At 37.3% G+C, this 18,997-nt stretch carries 23 protein-coding genes; 9 read left to right on the top strand and 14 right to left on the bottom strand.

Annotated elements, in window-relative coordinates:
- Positions 1–59: 59 nt before the first annotated feature.
- The gene (locus tag ACVWM0_RS07550; RefSeq protein WP_476472030.1) at positions 60–1,040 is read right to left on the bottom strand and encodes a DUF4003 family protein; all 981 of its coding nucleotides are present in this window, start codon (positions 1,038–1,040) and stop codon (positions 60–62) included.
- A gap of 198 nt (positions 1,041–1,238) precedes the next feature.
- Between ACVWM0_RS07550 and ACVWM0_RS07555 the strand changes: the two genes are divergently transcribed.
- From ACVWM0_RS07555 to ACVWM0_RS07595, 9 genes are all read left to right on the top strand, one after another.
- Positions 1,239–1,979 carry a peptidylprolyl isomerase gene (locus tag ACVWM0_RS07555; protein ID WP_476472031.1) on the top strand — a complete coding sequence of 247 codons (741 nt, stop codon included), beginning with the start codon at positions 1,239–1,241 and terminating at the stop codon, positions 1,977–1,979.
- Between the two features lie 155 nt (positions 1,980–2,134).
- A complete protein-coding gene (locus tag ACVWM0_RS07560; protein WP_476472032.1) occupies positions 2,135–2,374 on the top strand; it encodes a hypothetical protein in 240 nt (79 codons plus the stop codon).
- Positions 2,367–3,719 carry a tripartite tricarboxylate transporter permease gene (locus ACVWM0_RS07565; RefSeq protein ID WP_476472033.1) on the top strand — a complete coding sequence of 451 codons (1,353 nt, stop codon included), beginning with the start codon at positions 2,367–2,369 and terminating at the stop codon, positions 3,717–3,719. Before ACVWM0_RS07560 ends, ACVWM0_RS07565 begins: the two co-directional genes overlap by 8 nt.
- Before the next feature lie 19 nt (positions 3,720–3,738).
- On the top strand, positions 3,739–4,686 hold the full coding sequence (gene mvk / locus ACVWM0_RS07570) for a mevalonate kinase (RefSeq protein WP_476472034.1): 948 nt from the start codon (positions 3,739–3,741) through the stop codon (positions 4,684–4,686).
- Position 4,687: 1 nt separating this feature from the next.
- Positions 4,688–5,686: a diphosphomevalonate decarboxylase gene (gene mvaD / locus ACVWM0_RS07575; protein ID WP_476472035.1), complete on the top strand. Its 999-nt coding sequence runs from the start codon at positions 4,688–4,690 to the stop codon at positions 5,684–5,686.
- A gap of 13 nt (positions 5,687–5,699) precedes the next feature.
- Positions 5,700–6,806 (top strand): phosphomevalonate kinase, encoded by a 1,107-nt coding sequence (locus ACVWM0_RS07580; RefSeq protein ID WP_476472036.1) that lies wholly within the window; start codon positions 5,700–5,702, stop codon positions 6,804–6,806.
- A 1-nt stretch (position 6,807) separates the two neighbouring features.
- Positions 6,808–7,848, top strand: coding sequence for a type 2 isopentenyl-diphosphate Delta-isomerase (gene fni, locus ACVWM0_RS07585; RefSeq protein WP_476472037.1), 1,041 nt, complete (start codon positions 6,808–6,810; stop codon positions 7,846–7,848).
- A 120-nt stretch (positions 7,849–7,968) separates the two neighbouring features.
- On the top strand, positions 7,969–8,466 hold the full coding sequence (locus tag ACVWM0_RS07590; protein WP_476472038.1) for an RNA polymerase sigma factor: 498 nt from the start codon (positions 7,969–7,971) through the stop codon (positions 8,464–8,466).
- A complete protein-coding gene (locus tag ACVWM0_RS07595) occupies positions 8,456–9,664 on the top strand; it encodes a hypothetical protein (protein WP_476472039.1) in 1,209 nt (402 codons plus the stop codon). Before ACVWM0_RS07590 ends, ACVWM0_RS07595 begins: the two co-directional genes overlap by 11 nt.
- Before the next feature lie 74 nt (positions 9,665–9,738).
- On the opposite strand, the gene ACVWM0_RS07600 is transcribed toward ACVWM0_RS07595, so the two are convergent.
- From ACVWM0_RS07600 to ACVWM0_RS07660, 13 genes are all read right to left on the bottom strand, one after another.
- Positions 9,739–10,071: a DsrE family protein gene (locus tag ACVWM0_RS07600; RefSeq protein ID WP_476472040.1), complete on the bottom strand. Its 333-nt coding sequence runs from the start codon at positions 10,069–10,071 to the stop codon at positions 9,739–9,741.
- A 17-nt stretch (positions 10,072–10,088) separates the two neighbouring features.
- The gene (locus ACVWM0_RS07605) at positions 10,089–11,264 is read right to left on the bottom strand and encodes a nucleotidyltransferase (RefSeq protein WP_476472041.1); all 1,176 of its coding nucleotides are present in this window, start codon (positions 11,262–11,264) and stop codon (positions 10,089–10,091) included.
- A gap of 47 nt (positions 11,265–11,311) precedes the next feature.
- Complete coding sequence (locus ACVWM0_RS07610; protein WP_476472042.1) at positions 11,312–12,046, bottom strand: class I SAM-dependent DNA methyltransferase; 735 nt, start codon at positions 12,044–12,046, stop codon at positions 11,312–11,314.
- A gap of 1 nt (position 12,047) precedes the next feature.
- The gene (rsfS, locus tag ACVWM0_RS07615; RefSeq protein WP_476473691.1) at positions 12,048–12,407 is read right to left on the bottom strand and encodes a ribosome silencing factor; all 360 of its coding nucleotides are present in this window, start codon (positions 12,405–12,407) and stop codon (positions 12,048–12,050) included.
- Positions 12,408–12,419: 12 nt separating this feature from the next.
- Positions 12,420–13,007, bottom strand: a complete 588-nt coding sequence (gene yqeK / locus ACVWM0_RS07620; protein WP_476472043.1) for a bis(5'-nucleosyl)-tetraphosphatase (symmetrical) YqeK — start codon at positions 13,005–13,007, stop codon at positions 12,420–12,422.
- 1 nt (position 13,008) lies between these two features.
- On the bottom strand, positions 13,009–13,608 hold the full coding sequence (locus tag ACVWM0_RS07625; RefSeq protein WP_476472044.1) for a nicotinate-nucleotide adenylyltransferase: 600 nt from the start codon (positions 13,606–13,608) through the stop codon (positions 13,009–13,011).
- A gap of 23 nt (positions 13,609–13,631) precedes the next feature.
- The gene (gene yhbY / locus ACVWM0_RS07630) at positions 13,632–13,946 is read right to left on the bottom strand and encodes a ribosome assembly RNA-binding protein YhbY (RefSeq protein ID WP_476472045.1); all 315 of its coding nucleotides are present in this window, start codon (positions 13,944–13,946) and stop codon (positions 13,632–13,634) included.
- 19 nt (positions 13,947–13,965) lie between these two features.
- Entirely contained in the window at positions 13,966–15,075 is a 1,110-nt protein-coding gene (gene yqeH, locus ACVWM0_RS07635) for a ribosome biogenesis GTPase YqeH (protein WP_476473692.1), read from the bottom strand.
- A 4-nt stretch (positions 15,076–15,079) separates the two neighbouring features.
- On the bottom strand, positions 15,080–15,610 hold the full coding sequence (locus tag ACVWM0_RS07640; RefSeq protein ID WP_476472046.1) for a YqeG family HAD IIIA-type phosphatase: 531 nt from the start codon (positions 15,608–15,610) through the stop codon (positions 15,080–15,082).
- A gap of 168 nt (positions 15,611–15,778) precedes the next feature.
- The gene (locus ACVWM0_RS07645) at positions 15,779–17,170 is read right to left on the bottom strand and encodes a gluconokinase (protein ID WP_476472047.1); all 1,392 of its coding nucleotides are present in this window, start codon (positions 17,168–17,170) and stop codon (positions 15,779–15,781) included.
- A gap of 101 nt (positions 17,171–17,271) precedes the next feature.
- Entirely contained in the window at positions 17,272–17,619 is a 348-nt protein-coding gene (locus ACVWM0_RS07650; protein ID WP_476472048.1) for an EamA family transporter, read from the bottom strand.
- Complete coding sequence (locus tag ACVWM0_RS07655) at positions 17,612–17,977, bottom strand: EamA family transporter (RefSeq protein ID WP_476472049.1); 366 nt, start codon at positions 17,975–17,977, stop codon at positions 17,612–17,614. Before ACVWM0_RS07655 ends, ACVWM0_RS07650 begins: the two co-directional genes overlap by 8 nt.
- Positions 17,967–18,959, bottom strand: coding sequence for an alpha/beta hydrolase (locus ACVWM0_RS07660; protein ID WP_476472050.1), 993 nt, complete (start codon positions 18,957–18,959; stop codon positions 17,967–17,969). Before ACVWM0_RS07660 ends, ACVWM0_RS07655 begins: the two co-directional genes overlap by 11 nt.
- Between the last annotated feature and the right edge of the window lie 38 nt (positions 18,960–18,997).

Here is an 18,997-nt window from a genome sequence, read left to right on the forward strand (position 1 = left end):
ATTATTGTATCTTTTGTCTGAGCCTTTGTCCAACCTATTCAACAAAATATTAATAACTCTTAATGATTCGAAAGAGTATCAATCGTTGATGCAGCAAGTAATGTTTGCTCTTGAACGACCATTTGGCTAAAGGTCACAGGTAAGACGGTTGCTTGTTTTTGACTGTACTCTAACCCTTTCATTTCCGCATACAAACTCAAGGCTAACGCATGTTTGTACTCTTTTTCAAAGAGAAGATTGATGTGATTACTTGTATCTTCTATAAAAAAGAGTAACTCTTCTAAATCTAATATAACCTGATCTGGGGAAAAATATAGAAGGGATAACAATGAGCCAAAAGAGATCCCTTTAATTTTTAATCCTTCTTCTTGTAAAACCGTTTGATAATAATCTATTTTTTGAAGAAGAGTTTGATTTTTTTTCCCACATAAACTTGTCGCAAGTGCTGCTACTTGCAAACATCGGTCTCTATTTTTCACGCCCATCTCATTTAATTCAACGAAATAATCATCCACAATGCAAACAATTTCTTCTACAGTCATCTCACTTAGATTATTACTTTGTGCGAGTGATACCACCATACTATAAGCTGTAGAATTAATTAATACTGGGTGTCCTTGCTTCATTTCTCTATATAGATGTCTTGCTTTTTGACAAACTTCCTCACGACTCGATACTTCTGTGAAAAATAGTTGATAGGCTGAGAAATATAACGCACTAGATGATTTAAACCCTTGTTCCTGTAACAGTTGTTTATTAAAAAACAATTCTTCTATTCCATCTATTGGATCAATATCATTAGATAGCATCAATCCAGCCAGTGTTAATCGAGATGTTTTAGTCAAACTAGTGAACATTCCTGCTTTATGTGCTAAAGCCTTCTCTAACCAATTAAATGTTTTTATATCTAATGTTTTCCCTTTTCCTGTAAAAATTCGGGCAAGTAAATACTTGACCTGCTTATCTAACCATTTGGCACGAGAATTCTCTAACAAGCGATAGTTCTCTTCCAATAAATCTACTAAAGATATGGCATTCATTCATACCAACCTTCCTTCATATCACATTCCTTTTCATTCTATCACAAAGACCTAAAGAAAGAAAAAATCAAGAACATATTTTTATGATTTCTAACTTATTTAATTTTTTTAAATATCATTTTTTCTCGTTGGCATTCTTTTTCTTATTTGTTACTATTGAATAGACGATAGCATTTCGTTCAGAAAGGAAGAACTTAAATGAAAATGAACAAATGGTTTTTAGGAGCAAGCACTCTGGTTTTATCTACTATGTTATTCGCCGCTTGTGGGAATGATAATAAGGAAGAGGCTGTTCCTTTCAACTCAGATTCTGCACAATCATCAGAAAAAGAAAAAGTGGACTTAAACAGTTTGGACTTGCCTCAATTAAATAAAGAAGTCGCGGACAATGAGGATGTAATTGAAATGGTTACAACTGAAGGTAGCATTAAAATCAAATTGTTCCCTGAAGAAGCACCAAAAACAGTGGAAAACTTTATGACCCATGCAAAAGATGGCTACTATGATGGGCTTATTTTTCACCGTGTGATTGATAATTTTATGATCCAAGGTGGCGATCCTGACGGCATGGGAACAGGCGGCGAAAGTATCTGGGGTGAGTCATTTGAAGACGAATTCTCTAATAAATTATACAATCTGCGTGGGGCTTTATCTATGGCAAATAGTGGGCCAAACACAAACGGAAGTCAGTTCTTCATTGTCCAAAACAGCAATGATATGGCGGATGGTTTATTAACAGAAGATTATCCTGAAAAAATAATTGATGCCTATAAAGATGGCGGAACGCCTCACCTTGATGGTATGCATACTGTCTTTGGTCAAGTCATTGAGGGCATGGATGTTGTGGATAGTATTGCAGGAGCTAAAACCGCTGAAGGCGATAAACCTGCAAAAGACATCAAAATTGAAAAAATCAACATTATCCAAGAAGCAAAATAAGATAACAACAACCCTTCTATTTTAGAGTGGGTTGTTTTTTTTAGTTCGTTTATGAAAACTCTCTAAAGAATTGTTAAAAATATAGGTATCCTCTACCTATTTCTAGGTATTTAGCTTATGATTTAAGAGTGTCTTTTTAATAAGGAGGAGTTATTATGAAAAAACAACATTTGTTGGATATTTGGGGAGATACGGTGAGTCTATCTGATTTGACAAGATCCATTGGTTTATCTCTTATTTTTACTTTTATTGGTTATTTTTTAGCTAATTCAACTAACCCAACACAACAACTATTTTTAGGGCTTTTAGGAGCAGTTATTGGGTTCACTCTCAACTCTCTCTTATTCCAACCTAAACGTATTATTATCATTAAAGAGGAGGACCATAATGGATAGTGCTTTATTGTTCCAAATGATTATAGCAAGTCTTTTAAGTGTTTCTCTTTACTCTCTCATTGGGTTTATTCCAGGAACCGATGAAACAAGCGTCTTAATGCCTATTTCCCTTGCTCTTATACTAGGAGGTATCCACCCTGTGGTAGTCCTCACCTTTTTCGTTGCAGGTTTTGTAACATTAGGCCTAATGAACGCCATGCCTTCCATGATCGCCGGTTTACCTGGAGGGGTACTCAGTACTCCTATGGTGGAGCATGCCAAGGTAATTAAGGAAAAAGGGGATACTCCCTTAGCGATTAAAAAAGTCGCAACTGGAAGTTTTATTGGTGTTATTATTGCCCTATTAACAAGTATTATGATTGCTAAATTAATAGGACCCTTTAGTTCGACTATTAGTAGCTATGCTAGCTGGTTTTTTATCGGTGGGGCTATTTTTCTTTCTTTAATCAGCCAAGCTAAGCTTCTGTCTATGATTAGTATCGTCCCTCTCGCCCTTTTATTCCAAGGCTTGAGATATAGTTACTGGGAGCTAGGCGTTGTTCCCTTAGATAAAAATATCACGACTTCTTTTTTTCTAGGTATTACAGTCGCTCCTTTACTGCTATCTTTAATGAGTCTTTTAAACAAAAAAGAAAAAGATGCTTTAAGCGTGACTAATATGAAGACAATGACAGTCAATCCATTAACGCGAAAGAAAAAAACATCAGAAAAACGATTTTCTTTAACAAAAAAAGAAACGAAAAGTGCCGTTATCTCTACCTTTTTAGCAAATTTTTTATTTGTATTAAGTCCTGTGGGATTAATTATTTTATTCGGAGAACTAGTTGGTAAGCAAGAAAAAGACCCTTTAAAAAAGGCAGAACTGACTGTTACCACGATGAGCGCCTTGGCTCAAGGGACCTATTTGTCCGGATTAATGATTTCCATTGTGGCTTTAGGAATTCCCTTAGCCCCTTCTGCCATTGGACCTGGTGCAGCTTTCTTTGAATCTCCTCCCATCTTTACTATTGGTAATACCATTACTGATCAGTATAGCCAAGGACTTCTTTTTAGTGCTTTTGCTATTGGGAGTTTAATCGCCATAACTATCGTCTACTTTATTGCCACTCGCTTTGGAGAAAAAATAACTTATTTTGTTTTAACTAAAATTCCTCATGAAGCCATGATTGGTTTATTTATTGCTTTAGTCTTCTTATTAGCTTACATTGATGCTGGTTTTATCAACATTTTTGGCGTGTTATTAATTAGTATCATTTGTGGTACACTTAATCGGTTAGGAGTGAGTTACGGGGTGCAATTTATGTCCCTTTACGCTGCTCCATTTATCTTAAATCTACTATCTTAATTATTAAAGGAGTTACCTTATGACAACGACATCTTTTGGACATGGTAAAGCTCATGGAAAAATCATCCTTCTTGGAGAACATTCTGTGGTATACCATGAACCTTCTATTGCAATTCCCTTTAAAGCAGCGACCATTGAAGCTTTTGTCACACAAAATGATCAACCGTCTACACACATTGATTGTGATTTTTATCATGGCTTATTAGAAGATATGCCTGAATTGTTAGAAAGTTTAAAAGAAACCATTAAAGTTTGTTTAAAGCAATTGAATCAAGAAGACCAACACCTTAAAATCAGTATTAACAGCCATATTCCAGCTGAACGTGGCATGGGATCAAGTGCTGCGGTTTCCGTTGCAACAACGAGAGCTCTTTTTGATTACTTTCATGAAGAGCTAACACAAGAAACCTTGCTAGCAATTGTTGATATAGCGGAACACATCGCCCATGGTAATCCTAGTGGTCTTGATGCTTTGATGACAAGTAGCGATACGCCCTATTTTTATACAAAGGGACAACCTCTTAAGGCATTGTCTTTAAACCTAAATGCCGTCTTAATTGTTGGAGACACTGGTATCACTGGACAAACAAAAGAAGCAGTAAACCATATCGCACAACAATTAACTTCTGATAACACAAAGACCATTCAGCAACACATAACACAACTAGGCCTTCTAGCTAAAGATGGGCAATACGACTTAGAAAATAATCAACCTGTGGAACTTGGAAGCAAAATGAACCAAGTTCATCATCATTTACAGGCCTTAGGCGTTTCAAGTCCAGAGCTAGATTCTTTAGTCCATGCGGCTCGCCAAAAAGGGGCTCTTGGTGCCAAATTAACTGGTGGCGGGATGGGTGGATGTATGATAGCATTAGCTAGTGATAAAAATTCAGCCCATGTTATTTCCAAAGCTCTGCTAGACTCAGGCGCAGCAAATACATGGTTATACGAAATGAGTGAAACATAATATGACACAACTTGGCTTATGCCGTGCCCATACAAACATTGCCTTAATTAAATATTGGGGCAAACGAGACGATGTTCTTTTCTTACCTATGAATAGTAGCTTATCATTAACTTTAGATGCTTTTTATACGGACACAAAAGTAACGATTAGTTCTCATTTTAAGCAAGATAACTTTTACCTAAATGGAGTAAAACAATCAGAAGAAGAAACAATAAAAATCCGTCGATTTCTTGATTTATTCAGAGATCGAGCCAACCTCTCAAATTTTATGACAATCGAGAGCTACAACCATGTTCCTACTGCTGCAGGCCTTGCATCATCAGCTTCAGCTTATGCCGCTTTAGCTGGAGCTCTTAATCAAGCAACAGGTCTAAATCTTGATACTCAAACCCTATCAACTCTTGCCAGACAAGGAAGTGGTAGTGCTACCCGTAGCCTTTACGGCGGATTTGTCGAATGGAACAAAGGTATCGCTTCAGATTCTAATTCCAGTCATGCCATTCCTATTGATGCCGCAGATTGGGACATTGCTATGATTGTCATTGCGATTAATAAAGAAAAGAAAAAATTATCCAGTCGTGTTGGAATGAAACAGACCGTTGAGACGTCTCCTTTCTACCCTGCTTGGGTTGAAAGTGCTGAGAAAGATATCCATGACATAAAAGATGCCATTCAAAGAAAAGATTTTATCTCTTTAGGTGAAATTACGGAAGCTAACGGGATGAAAATGCATGGAACCATGTTAGGTGCAACACCTCCCATTTCTTACTGGGAACCAGACAGCGTCAAAGCAATCCAACTGGTCCAAACCATAAGAGAAGAAGGGCTCCCTTGTTATGTGACAATGGATGCTGGACCGAACGTTAAAGTTCTTTGTAAAGAATCACAAATGAACCACATCCTAGCTAAATTACGACCCCACTTTAGAGAAGATCAATTAATTTCTTCCACAGTGGGCAAAGGCATCACTTTATTACAAGAATCAGAATGGCATTATTAAAGGAGAGATTTAATTGATAGAAGCAAGTGCTCCAGGAAAGCTCTATATTGCAGGTGAATATGCAGTACTAGAACCAGGACATCCTGCCCTGATAGTTGCGTTGGATCAGTTTATCACTGTCAAATTAAAACAAGCAACAGAACAAGGAACCATCAGTTCACGCTATTCCAACGGTATCTCTATTCCATGGACGAGAAAAAATGGTCAACTATATATAGATGAGCGAGACAATCCTTTTTCTTATATAACCAAGGCTGTTAATATTGTTGAACAATATGTGTTAGAACGTGATTACGAATTAAAATACTTTGATTTAACGATTGAAAGCGAATTAGATAATAAAGACGGACGTAAATACGGTCTAGGCTCTAGTGGGGCAGTAACGATTGCAACCATTAAAGCGTTACTGCAGTTTTATCACATTGATTACAACGCTGAGCTACTTTATAAACTAGCAGCGATTGCTCATTTGAAGTTAAATAGCAACGGATCATTTGGTGATTTAGCCGCCAGTTCTTACGAAGGATGGGTTGCCTATTCTTGTTTTGAACGGGAATGGGTATTACAACAATTAGATGAGGGCGTACAATTAAATAACTTAGTCTTACAGCAATGGCCTAAGTTAATGATTCAATCTTTAGAAGCTCCTGACAATTTGCGTTTATTGATTGGTTGGACCGGCTCACCTGCCTCCACCACTTTACTCGTCGATCAAATCAAAGATGAAACAAACGATATGAATAGCTTCTACAACGCTTTTTTATCGGACAGTAAAAGATGTGTCTCAGAGCTAATTGAAGCCTTTAAACAGCAGAATATCCCTCTTATACAACAAGGGATTCGTTATAACCGTGCTTTATTACAATCTCTTAGTAAAAAAAGCGGTGTAGACATTGAAACCCATGCACTGAACCAACTGTGTACCATTGCTGAATCTGCCAACGGAGCAGCAAAATCATCTGGTGCTGGAGGTGGGGATTGTGGGATTGTCATTTCTGATAAAAAAGAACCGATTTTACCGATGATTAGTCAATGGGAAGCAGAAGGGATTATCAACCTTCCCCTACAAGTCTATAAAGATATATTAACAACAAAACCAGCCATCATATGGGAGGACTAATATGGACACCTCTTGGAACCGAAAAAATCAACACATTCATTATGCTGAAATGCAGTATCAATCTCGTGCCAGTAATGGCTTAGACGAGGTTCGTTTTGTTCATCATTCCTTATCACCTATGACAACTCAAGACGTAACCTTAGCCACTGAATTAGGTAGCCTTTCACTCGATTATCCTTTCTTCATTAATGCCATGACTGGCGGGAGTGATAAAGCTTATCATATCAATAAGAATCTAGCCGAGGTGGCAAATACCACAGGCCTTGCTATGGCTGTTGGTTCTGTCAGCGCTGCTATGAAAGATTCTTCTGTTGAAGATAGTTTTAAAATTGTTAGAGAAATGAATCCAAAAGGGTTAATTTTCTCTAACCTCGGGGCCCATCATTCACTAGAAAATGCTAAGCGAAGCGTTGATTTATTAGAAGCTAATGCTTTACAGCTTCACTTAAATACGCCTCAAGAGTTAGTTATGCCTGAAGGGGACCGTGATTTCACCAGCTGGCTACATAATATCGAGACAATTGTGAGTCAACTATCTGTTCCTGTTATCGTTAAAGAAGTTGGTTTTGGTATGTCTAAAGAAACCATCCAGCAACTAATTAACGTTGGAGTGACAATCATTGATATCAGTGGTCGAGGAGGAACTAACTTCATTCATATCGAGAATGAACGCAGGGACTATAAAGAATATGACTACCTTCTAGATTGGGGACAAACCACAGCTGAATCTTTATTAGAAGCCTATTCTTTTTCAAAAGAGGTTTCTATTATCTCTTCTGGTGGGATTCGTCATCCCCTAGATATGTTAAAATCTTATGGTTTAGGTGCCTCTGCAGTCGGCATATCTGGTGAATTTTTACATATGATATTGACTAAAGGCAATGAGGAAACCATTCGAATGATTAACTCTTGGAAACAAGAATTACAACACCTCTTAACCATGGTACAAGCGACATCCATAAAAGAGGTCTCAAGAGCAGATATGGTACTAAGCTCTGAATTATCTAATTGGTGTACACAACGACAACTTATTTTCAAGTAAAACCGCAGACTAACCTGTCTGTGGTTTTTTTATGCTATATTAACAATATCAAAACTTTTTTATTTATTTTGTTACCTTTTGGCTTTTCCTTCGTTTTAATAGTAAAGGAGGTGCAAACCATTGAAGGAGGATGTGTTAGATACACTCTTCAATGAGCATTATCAATCACTGCTATGGTACGGTATATCATTGTCTGGTTCTAAAGAAACTGCGGAAGATCTTATTCAAACAGCCTTTTACCGGCTACTTCTAGCCTTTGACACTCTAACAAATGACAACTATAAAGCCTGGTTAATGTCTGTGATGAAACATTACTACATTGATACTTATCGGCGGAAAAACAAAGAAAAACAACTCATTCAGCATCATTCGTTTCCTATAAACAATGAGCAAACGCCCCTATCAGATTTATTAGTGGATGAGAATAAACACCATCTACTTCAGAGTATCCAACAATTAAAACCCGTGTATCAACATGTACTCATCCTTTATTATTTTGCAGAACTATCCTTGGCCTCCATTAGTGATGTATTAGAGCTTAACTATGGTCAAACAAAAATGATTCTATCACGAGGAAGACAATTATTAAAAAAGGAGATGAGCCATCATGACAGATAGACTAGAAAAACTAAAAAATAATACCCTCTCTCAAGAAGAAAAGAAACAATTAGAACAAGAGCTATTAGAATTCAAAGCCATGTATGATTATATAACGGAAGAAGAACTCAGCGCATTTGAATCTCTAGAACAAGAGAATGAAACCAGCTCTACTCACACAACTCATAACACTGTAAAAAAAGCCATTAACAAACGACTAACGAAATTAATCATTCTCATGTCATTCGTAACCCTTTTTCTCTTTACCTTAGTTTATGTTGCTGTTCCAAAAATGATCGATAGCTTTTACTTCAATCCTTTGGTTGGCAAAACAGATAAAGGTTACAGTGACTTTGAAACCTATGCCTATATCGAAAACAGCTTATTCCCTGATGGGCCACAATTAATTGGCATTGATACTGAACGAACAGGGATAGCAACCTATCATATCAAAACCTACTATTTTGATGAGTTTTCAAGACAATTGAAAGACAGACAGATGACCCTTTCTAAAAACAAACTAACTTCTTTAGACTCTAGTACCAGTCATATTATGTTATCTTCAAGTTTAGGAATAGAACAGTCCAGTGGTTATACCACCGATACTGATTATCCTCAAACTCAAAATATCATGAAACGAGTAGAGCAGTTACCCGATTCCACCATGCTAAAAGTTAAATTTTATTTTGATGAGCCTAAGTCCTTGGAGCAGTTAAAAAAAATAGCCTCAACGACTAAAGACGCCAGACTTTTAGCAACGAGCATCAATCCAGATATAAATGATGATTTTTCACCAAATGGCGGCTTGGGGATTAAAAGCACTAACCCTTATATGACACAGAGTCAACTATATCAGATGGTGTTTATCAATGACGACATTGACAAAGACTACCCCAATATCAATAGGGCCATTGATTTAACTACTATAACGGAAGAAGAGTTAAAAGACGTCTTTATTGCTAAATTGTCTTATTTAAAAGACCACCCCAAAGGAGACCTTCACTCTCACTTAAAAGTAGAAGACCCACAAGCTGAAGGTATTTTAAAAGTCGACCGTGAGAAGCAAATTAAGTTACTTCAAGAAGAAGCATTGGTCTTTGACACCATGACGATGAGTATCCCTAAGAAAGATTTCAACGCATTTATTGAACACCCTGAAACGCATTTTTTCACGATTCAAGATGTCAATTATTTTTCTTTGGTTGACGTCAGCCAATAATAAAAATAGCGACCCCCAAAAGTTAGATTTTTGGTCTAACTTTTGGGGGTCGCTACAATATTATCTGTGTTTTTTTATGGTTTAATATAAGAAAAACCTAAAGCCTGTTGGTTGATAATTTCAATGACTCCTGCTGGGACTACTTGAATTCTGTCGACCAAATCTTCCTTAGCTATTCCTTGACCATTCAACGCATTTTGACATGCTTTAAACGTAACAACATCCTTTGGTAAGTCCTCTATCCCAGAGAGAACCTCTTCAGAAACATAACCTTGTACACCACGACCATTCGCCACGATAATCACTTCAAGCTCTGTTGCCTCAGAGATGCCTGTTAACAAATTACGAACATTGCCTAGTAATTCTGGCCATTTTTCTGGCTCATTAATATGAAACAATCCCTTCACCTCTAACACGCCCTTTCTTATTCTTTTAAATAAATAGGAGAACGGTAATAATCCTGCTCCTCAATAGCTCTATCGCTCAATCGATAAATACGACCAGCTCTTATATCCAATTGTAGCATGTTTTCATTTTTCTTATTAACATTCGTTATGATTGGGCTTGAGATGTTTTTTTTATGGTGACCGAGATACTGACGACCTTGATCGTTAAAACCTAGCACCCTAATATAAGCGTTCTTAGTAGCATCTTCCATTTCTTCTTTACTAACTTGAAGCAACACATAGCACAGTAAGCGTTGGATACGTGTCCAAGTGTATCGTTTGGTTTTGATTGCTTGTACTAAAGCCTCAAAACTATCCCCTTGTCGCATCATTTCAAGGATACGATATTCTAGTCCTTCTACCATTTGATAAGTCTCAGCTAATCGTTCAGGGGTTTGACTCGTCAATTGATAGTTAAGATAAGGCCACAGCTTTTCCCAATAAACAAGAGCCTCCTCTTGAAGCCCTTTATGTGTTAGCTCAGGAACTTTTGATGCAATGCTGTCACTATCTCCATCTAACATAGCCTTTCTAATCGATGTAGCACTTGCAAATTGTGCTTTGTTTATATCCGATTCGTGATACCCACTACCCTCTCGTTGAATACCATAAATCCTCATAGGCGTATTGTATTGAGCATTCTCTTTAGCATAACTCATTCCCAATATGTGATTAGGAGAAGAAAAATCCAAAGGCCATTCTGGAAACACCTCTCGGTATACATGAGTCATTTGTTGTGGATAACTCATTCCTTTGTTCTTAGTTTGTTGAAATAAGGCATCTATTTTGGCTTTTTTTAGTTGATGTTGCTCACCAAAGGCTTCATAATCTAATGCTTCAGATCCGTCTGTTCCAAAGCAAATGCTCTCACAGTGAAGGCTTTGAAGCAATGACACGCCCCCTTTTGCAAAATAATCAGCGGATTGAACGGCTGAAGAAAAGGGAAGTTCAATAACTAAATCAACGCCATTTCTTAGCGCAATCTCGGTTCGGGTCCATTTATCAAGAATCGCAGGTTCCCCGCGCTGCAAAAAATTACCACTCATTACCGCAATCAGTGTATCAGCGCCTGATAGTTTTTTTGCTTGTTGAATATGATACAAATGACCATTATGCATTGGGTTATATTCAACGATAATACCACATGCTTTCATGCAATCCCTCCTAATAAAAAAAGGGCTGTTTCATAAGAAACAATCCCTTATTTTTCACATACAAAGAACCAACGTTTGGATTCCTCTGTTGGTTGTTCATCTTCAAAGTCAGCGTATACTTTTATCTGACTAAAGCCTGTTGACTCTAATAGAGACAAATAGGTTTCTAATGGGTACGTCCGTTCCTCATGAAGTTCATCGTATCGTTTGAAGACCTCTTCTCCTTCTTTAATAAAGAAAGTTAAAAAGTGTTCTATACTATACTCTTCATCCCCAGGATAACTTTCCCAAAGAAAAGCAAAGTCGTCGCTTTGATAATGGTAGCTGTACTCTTTGAATCCTTCCTCTATTTGGAAGATGGAATGAACATCAAAGATAAAGACACCCTTCTCTTTTAAACTTTGAAACACCCCTTTGAATACTTGTTGTACATCAGATTCGTCTTTCATATAACAAATAGAATCTGAATAACATGTCACGGCATCAAATTGTTCCTGATACGTCAAATCAAGCATGTCTCCTGTAACAAAGGATAATGAGTCATCTTCAGGCGTTGTACGCTCAGAAGCCAACGCTACCATTTCTTTTGACAAATCAAGACCAACCACATTGTAATTAGCATTGGCTAATTCAACGGATAAAATACCTGTGCCACAAGCTAATTCCAAAACGTCTGCTTTCTTGATAGGCAAGTGACGTTCTGTAAACGCCAACCAATCAAGATATAGCTCCTCATCCATGACTTCATCATAAATTTTAGCAAAAGTTTCGTAGGTTGCCATCTTATTCCTCTTCAATCATTGATGATAGGTTAACCATAGGTGCGTCTACCCATAATTTTTCAAGGTTATAAAACTCACGTTCTTCATTATAAAAGACATGAATAATAACATCGCCTAAATCAATTAAAATCCATTTTGCTGATTCACGACCTTCTACTCGTTTCACTTCGATGCCATTTTTGTGTGCTTCGTCAATAATTTCAGTTGCAATAGCTAATACTTGTTTATCACTGTTACCGTGACAAATCACAAAATAATCTGCTAATAAAGACACGTTTGCTACATCTAACGCAACGATATCTTGCCCTCTTTTTGAATCTGCTGCTTTCACTACTAATTCTAATACTTGTTCGCTATTAATAGAAATCCCCTCCTAGTGGGTTACTACCCATTCATTATACGTTTCTAACGTTTTTGGGTAGATTTTAGTTTTATTTTTTATTAAATATTCTAATGTATGTAAGGTTTCAAATGCGACTGCTTCGTCTAAATCTTTTTCCGCAATCCGCCTTGCTTCAGCAACTAGTGGAAACACACGACCATCTTCTATGTAATCTGCAACATAAATAATTTTATCGAGCAGCGACATTTCTTTAGCACCCGTTGTATGAAGTCTGATAGCTGTCAGGATCTCTTCGTCTGTAATGCCCAACTCCTGCTTCACAAGATAAGATCCAATAACACCATGCCATATAGGATTACCATATATTAATAATTCCTCTTTGAAAAGGCCTTGATGAATGAGTGCAATCATCTCACTATCTGGTCGTTCTTTGGCATAATCATGAGTCAGTGCCGCAATGCTTGCTTTTTCCTGATTGCCTCCGTAGCGTTTGGCCAGTTCAATGGCTTTTGCTTCAACCCTTAATACATGAGCAAAACGTTTCTCTGACATGCTGTTGGACACACACGTTACAAGTTGCTCTCTTGTCATTGGTACCAGTTTTTCTGTATATATCATTTTACTCACCTTTATACAATTCATACTCTTTTATATAGTTTATCACATTATCTGGTAAAAGGTATTTGACTGAGTCATTCCGTTGAATCTTTTCTCTAATAAAGGTAGAGCTCACGTCAATTAAGGGAGAATCTACCCATGTTACCGGATAATCACTCACCTCAGGATAGCCTGATCTCTTAATACCAACAAAGGTTACCATCTTAACTAATTCATCAATCCGGTGCCATTTAGGTAAATACTCTACCATATCTCCACCAATAATAAAATAATAATCCGTGGTTGGATTACTTTCAATTAAGGCCTTCATGGTATCGTACGTAAGACTTGTCCCTTGCCGCTTTATTTCTGCTAATTCAATAGCTAAACTCTTTGAGCCCTCAATAGCAAGAGACAACATCTCGACACGATGATCTGATTCGATGACTGTCTTATGATCCACATGAGGTGGCTCATACGTTGGCATTAAATAGCATTCATCTAAATGTAATTGGTCTTTTACTTGATCAGCCATGACTAAGTGACCGATATGAACAGGATTAAATCCTCCGCCAAGTATCCCAACTGATTTTCGTTTTGATTGTTCCTCTTTTGCTATCATCTAAAGGGTCTCCTTTGTCGTAACTAGATACTTCTTACTTCTTTCGAAATATGTTGATATTTCTCTTTATCTGATGGGCGATAAACAATTAAAATACGACCAATTTTTTGTACCACATGGCACTGTAATTCTTTCTCTAATAATTCTGCCACATCTTCTGCTACTTCGTCTGTATTTTGTAATAATGTAATTTTAATTAATTCACGACGTTCTAATAGCTCATCAATTTGGCCTAAAACAGTTTCTGTGATGCCATTTTTACCAATTTGTACCAATGGGTCTAAATGGTGTGCTTTGCTACGTAAATAACGTTTTTGTTTTCCTCTTAATACTGTCATAATATCCTCTTTTCAATTCTTAAATTAATGCTTTGCGTCGAATAACATCTACGCCTTTTGGTGCCCAACCTGCGACAACACAGGGTTCTGATATAGTTACCCATCCTAAACCAGCAAAAACTAAATCTGTTTTTTCTTTAATTGAAAATTCAAACCTTGCTAATTCTGGGAATTCTCCTAATTCATCTGGACGAGGTGGTTGCAATAAGCCACCCGCATGTTTCTCATAAAATTCATCGGCTTTTTCTAATTTTGTGCGGTGAATGTCTAAATCATTTGATACATAGGTAATAAATGATTGACGCTCTCCTTGAATGAAGTCAAAGCGAGCTAATCCGCCTAAAAATAGTGTTTGTCCTGCGTTTAATTGATACACTTTTGGCTTCACTTCTTTAGTAGGTGACACTAATCTCAAGTCTTTTTTACCTAAGTAATGGGCCATCTGATGACGATGAATAATTCCTGGTGTGTCCACTAGGAAGTGTCCGTCATCTAAAGGAATCTCGATTTTATCTAGCGTTGTTCCTGGGAATTGAGACGTTGTAATTAAATCCTCTACTCCTGCAGTGGCACTGATGATACCATTAATCAGCGTTGATTTACCTACGTTAGTCACACCCACAACATAGACATCTCTGCCTTTACGATGTGTTTCGATTAGCTCAAGCAAGCTTTCCATTTCGCTTTTCTTCTTAGCACTCGTCAATGTCACATCAATTGGTCTTAACCCAACTTCATGAGCTCTTTCTCTCATCCACTGAATCATTTTGCCTTTTTTTAATGATTTTGGTAAGATATCCACTTTATTACCTACAAGTAATACTGGGTTGTTACCAATAAAGCGGTGCAATCCAGGGATTAAACTACCATTGAAATCAAATATATCAACCACATTAACAATCAATGCATCTGATTGTCCAATACTATTTAATAAAGTTAAAAACTCTTTATCCGTCATAGCCACGTCTTGAATGTCATTGTAATGTCTCAGTCTAAAACAACGTTGACAATAAACATCCCCAGACTCTAAACCTTTTTCTAGAGCTGAATTAGGTGTATAGCCCATGCCTTCTTTGTCTTCTGTTTGAATGATTGACCCACAACCAATACAACGAATTTCTTCAGTCATTTCTTCAGTCATTTAGTGATTTCCTCCATTTCATATCTGAGTGATGTTTCTTCAAATATGTCATTATTCTTTTTTCCATCATACGATTAAATTTAGTATTCCAGGCATCTGTTTCAACAATTGGCTTCACTAACACTGTTCTAATACCTGCACGATTAGCACCTTTGATGTCTGTCATTAGCTGATCGCCAACCATAATCATCTTATCCTTTGGAATACGATAGGTAGTTTGGACCTCTTTGAACCCTTTTGCCAAAGGTTTCATAGCTCTAGCAACAAAATCTAATTCTAAATGATGAATCGCTCGACTCACTCGTTCTGCCTTATTATTAGATACTACAATAACAGGAATTCCTGCTTGTTTCATCGTTTCTATCCAGTGTAACAATTCAGGTGTTCCATCTGGGTTATTCCAAGCAATTAACGTATTATCTAAATCCGTTAAAACAGCTTCTATCCCTTGTTGCTTCAACTGTTCGGGCGTAATGTCGTAAATGGCCTCAATCATCCATGTTGGTTTGTATTGTAAAAACATAGTGGCTCCCTTTCATAAAAAAATAGGAGTCCTGTCGTCCTCCATAATCCTTTCACCATTATACGCTAAATAAAAGAAAAATTCACCTAAAACACAAAATAAAGCCTCTCTTATCCTTGTATCTTAATAAAAAGAGAGAGTCTTTCTCCTCTCTCTTTCCTTATCTGATTATCTATTAATTTTTTTGCAAAAATCTTGAAAGGCTATGTTATAGAAATGATGATTGTCCTCATTGAAAAAAAGACGTTCTACATCTGATACACCTAAACTAGGTTGCCCCTGGTTAATGAGACACAAAGCACCAAATCCTGGTTCTAAACAAAGTGACTGCAAACAATGTCGACCAAATACATCCGCTGCCATGGTTGCCAGTAATGGGTCTTTAAAGAAGCCTCCACTAATAGACAAATCTTTGGTATCCATGTCTATTTTTTTTGCAATGATTAACAAGTTAAACAGAATGCCCTCTAAGGCTGCTCTCACAAGATCTTCTTTTCCTTGACTCATCATTAATCCTTCGAAGCTACCTTTACAATGAGAATCCCAAATAGGAGCACGTTCCCCTGTTAAATAAGGATAAAATCTCACGCCTCGGCTACCTATCGGGCTTTTTTGTAATACCCCATCCAAAGCTTGATAGATCTGTTGTTCACCATAAAAAATGGTATCCAACCATTCTAGCACCTGACCGCCATTGTTTGAAGCTGCTCCAATTACCCACATGTCTTTTTGTAAGTAATAACAAAACGTCTCACCTTCTGAATCTAGTTGGATGGTTTTGCTAATTTTTCTAACGGATCCACTGGTACCTACGGTTAAGGTATTAGTTGTCCCGTTAGTCATATAACCTGCCAAACTCGCTAAACACCCATCACTTGCTCCAACATACACCTGTACTTCTTCAGTCAAGCCTAACGCCAAAGCCTGTTCTGGTAGTAACGTTGTATGATAATCCGTATCCACTAGACGTCCCAATTGGTGTGCTTCTATGCCTAAATAATCCAAAATATCTTCATCCCATGATAGAGTCGTCAGATTAAAGAGACCTGTAGCAGAAGCCATAGAATAATCGAGCACACATTCTCCTGTTAAACGTTCCATAATATATTCTTTCATACCAATCCAACGTGTGACATCTTTAAACCACGCTCTCTTCTTGTAGGCACCTATTTTTGCAAAAGGTGACATTTCATGAATAGGTGTGCCTGTTTTTTGATAGAAGGTATGCGCTTCTTCCCTTTCTTTAAAACCTGTAATAAACTCTTGTCCTTGAGTATCTAACCAGATAAACATCTCTTCATCCCGTTTTTCTTTAAATACAGGCATAATACTGTGCATAGCCGTGCTAAAGACAATCGCGTTAATCGAAGGGTAAAGCGTCGTTATTCTCTGAATACTGCGTTTTATTTGTAACATCATCTCTTCAGGGTTTTGATAGACTTTTCCAAACTCCCCTCGGTATGTCGTCACTCTATCCATCCTAGACGTGACAATGGTTAATTCCTCGTACAATTGGTATTTAATATGCGTTGTTCCCACATCAATGATTAATCTTAGCATCAGCAGTTCATCCTTTTTCTCTCTTTAATAAGCCTATTCTATCATGTTATTAAGTTCAGGTTAATAAAAAAACCGCAAAGCCTTAGACTTTACGGTTCTCTTTATTGTGCCATAATAATGACTCCAATAATAATTAGGGCAATGGCAAGGACTTTTTTTATGGTTATTTTTTCTTTAAAAATAAAATAAGAAATAATGACTGTCCAAGCATAAGTTAATGATGTCATAGGAAATGCTATAGAGTAATCAAGATACTTAAATAGGACAATATTCATCACGGCTGACACAATATAAAGGACGGTTCCTAAAACGACCCAAATATTCTTAGCCACAGCCTTCGCCGATAAGGTATCGATTTTGTTCATGCCATGCTTCAAAGATAGGGCCCCTAAACTCCCTGATACAGTGGTCACTAAGAGGATGCTTATAATAATAGGCCAATCATTCATTGTCTTTACTCCCCTCTACGCCAAGTATACTGGAACCCAACACAATAAATAAGGTGCCAATGATTTTATTAGCCGTAATCGGTTCATTCAAAAAAAGAGCCCCTAAAAAGATGGACAGAGCAAACCCTAAACTCATCATAGGTTGCAGAATAGATACCTCGCCATATCTAAAAGCAAGCATCATCACAACCATGCCAATCCCAGCAGATAAGAATCCTAAAAAATATAAAAAATAAGCAAACTTCAAAGAAGTAGCATCAGCCCCTATCTTCCAAGCTAATTGGCCAAAACTACTTAAGGTGGCGGCTCCAATAATTAATAAGATAGCAACTGTCATGTTATTATTTTTAGTTTCCACGGCTGTTCTCCTTTTCAAATGTGTGCTTTAGAAAGTCATCGAGTGTCTTTAAATATAAGGTTTCATCATAGATCCAAGAAGATAAATGAGGCGCATTGGGAATTGTCAATGTTTCAACATATCCTTGTGTGGCATTCGCATTTTCAGCCATCATGGCATAAGGGACGAATTTATCCGCCGTCCCATGAATAAACAGAGCTGGCAATGAGTTCTTTCCTAACTGTTTGACAGAAGATGCTTCATTAAGGCTATATCCCACCTTGACCTTAGCAAAAAGATTTGCAAAATTCATCACAGGAAATGCTGGTAACTTCATCGCTCCTGTTAGCATCTCTTTGAACTGTGTCCCAACAGACGTGTACCCACAGTCTGATACAATCCCTTTAACGTTTGAAGGTAGGTTATCCCCACTTGCCATCATGACGGTTGCCCCTCCCATAGATCCGCCAAATAACACAATGGCACAATCTGGGCGCTTCTCAATTAATCTTTCCATCCATAAGGCCAAATCTAAACGGTCCAACCAACCCATTCCAATAATATTCCCCTCACTTTTACCATGGGAGCGCAAGTCAGGAATAAGGAGGTTATAACCTAATTCATTGAGCTTTTTGACCATATAAGACATGTCTCTTTCCCCATTCGAGCGGTACCCATGAACAGCGATAATCCACTGATTTGACTCAGGATTAGTTTCAAAAACCCTGGCTACTAACGTTTCTCCTTTAGACGTGAGGGTTATTTCTTCTGTCATTTTAGTTTGCCAGTATTGTTTTCCCTCATTGATTTGGCGTTCTTCAATCCTATCGTATTCCGTTTTTGTTTGAGTAAAGTTATCTGGGTTCATCATTTGATGGCCCTTCTTTTTAAACCACGTTGAATCTCTAAATAAAGCAGCATTAATAAAGAAATTGCTTACATATATACCTGCTGCGAGCACAACAACACCGACTAATATTACTAGCCCAATAAATAGTTTCATTTCCTTTCCTCTCCTTTTTTGTTCAGTTATCTTAGTTT

Source organism: Vagococcus sp. 211, assembly GCF_056322705.1.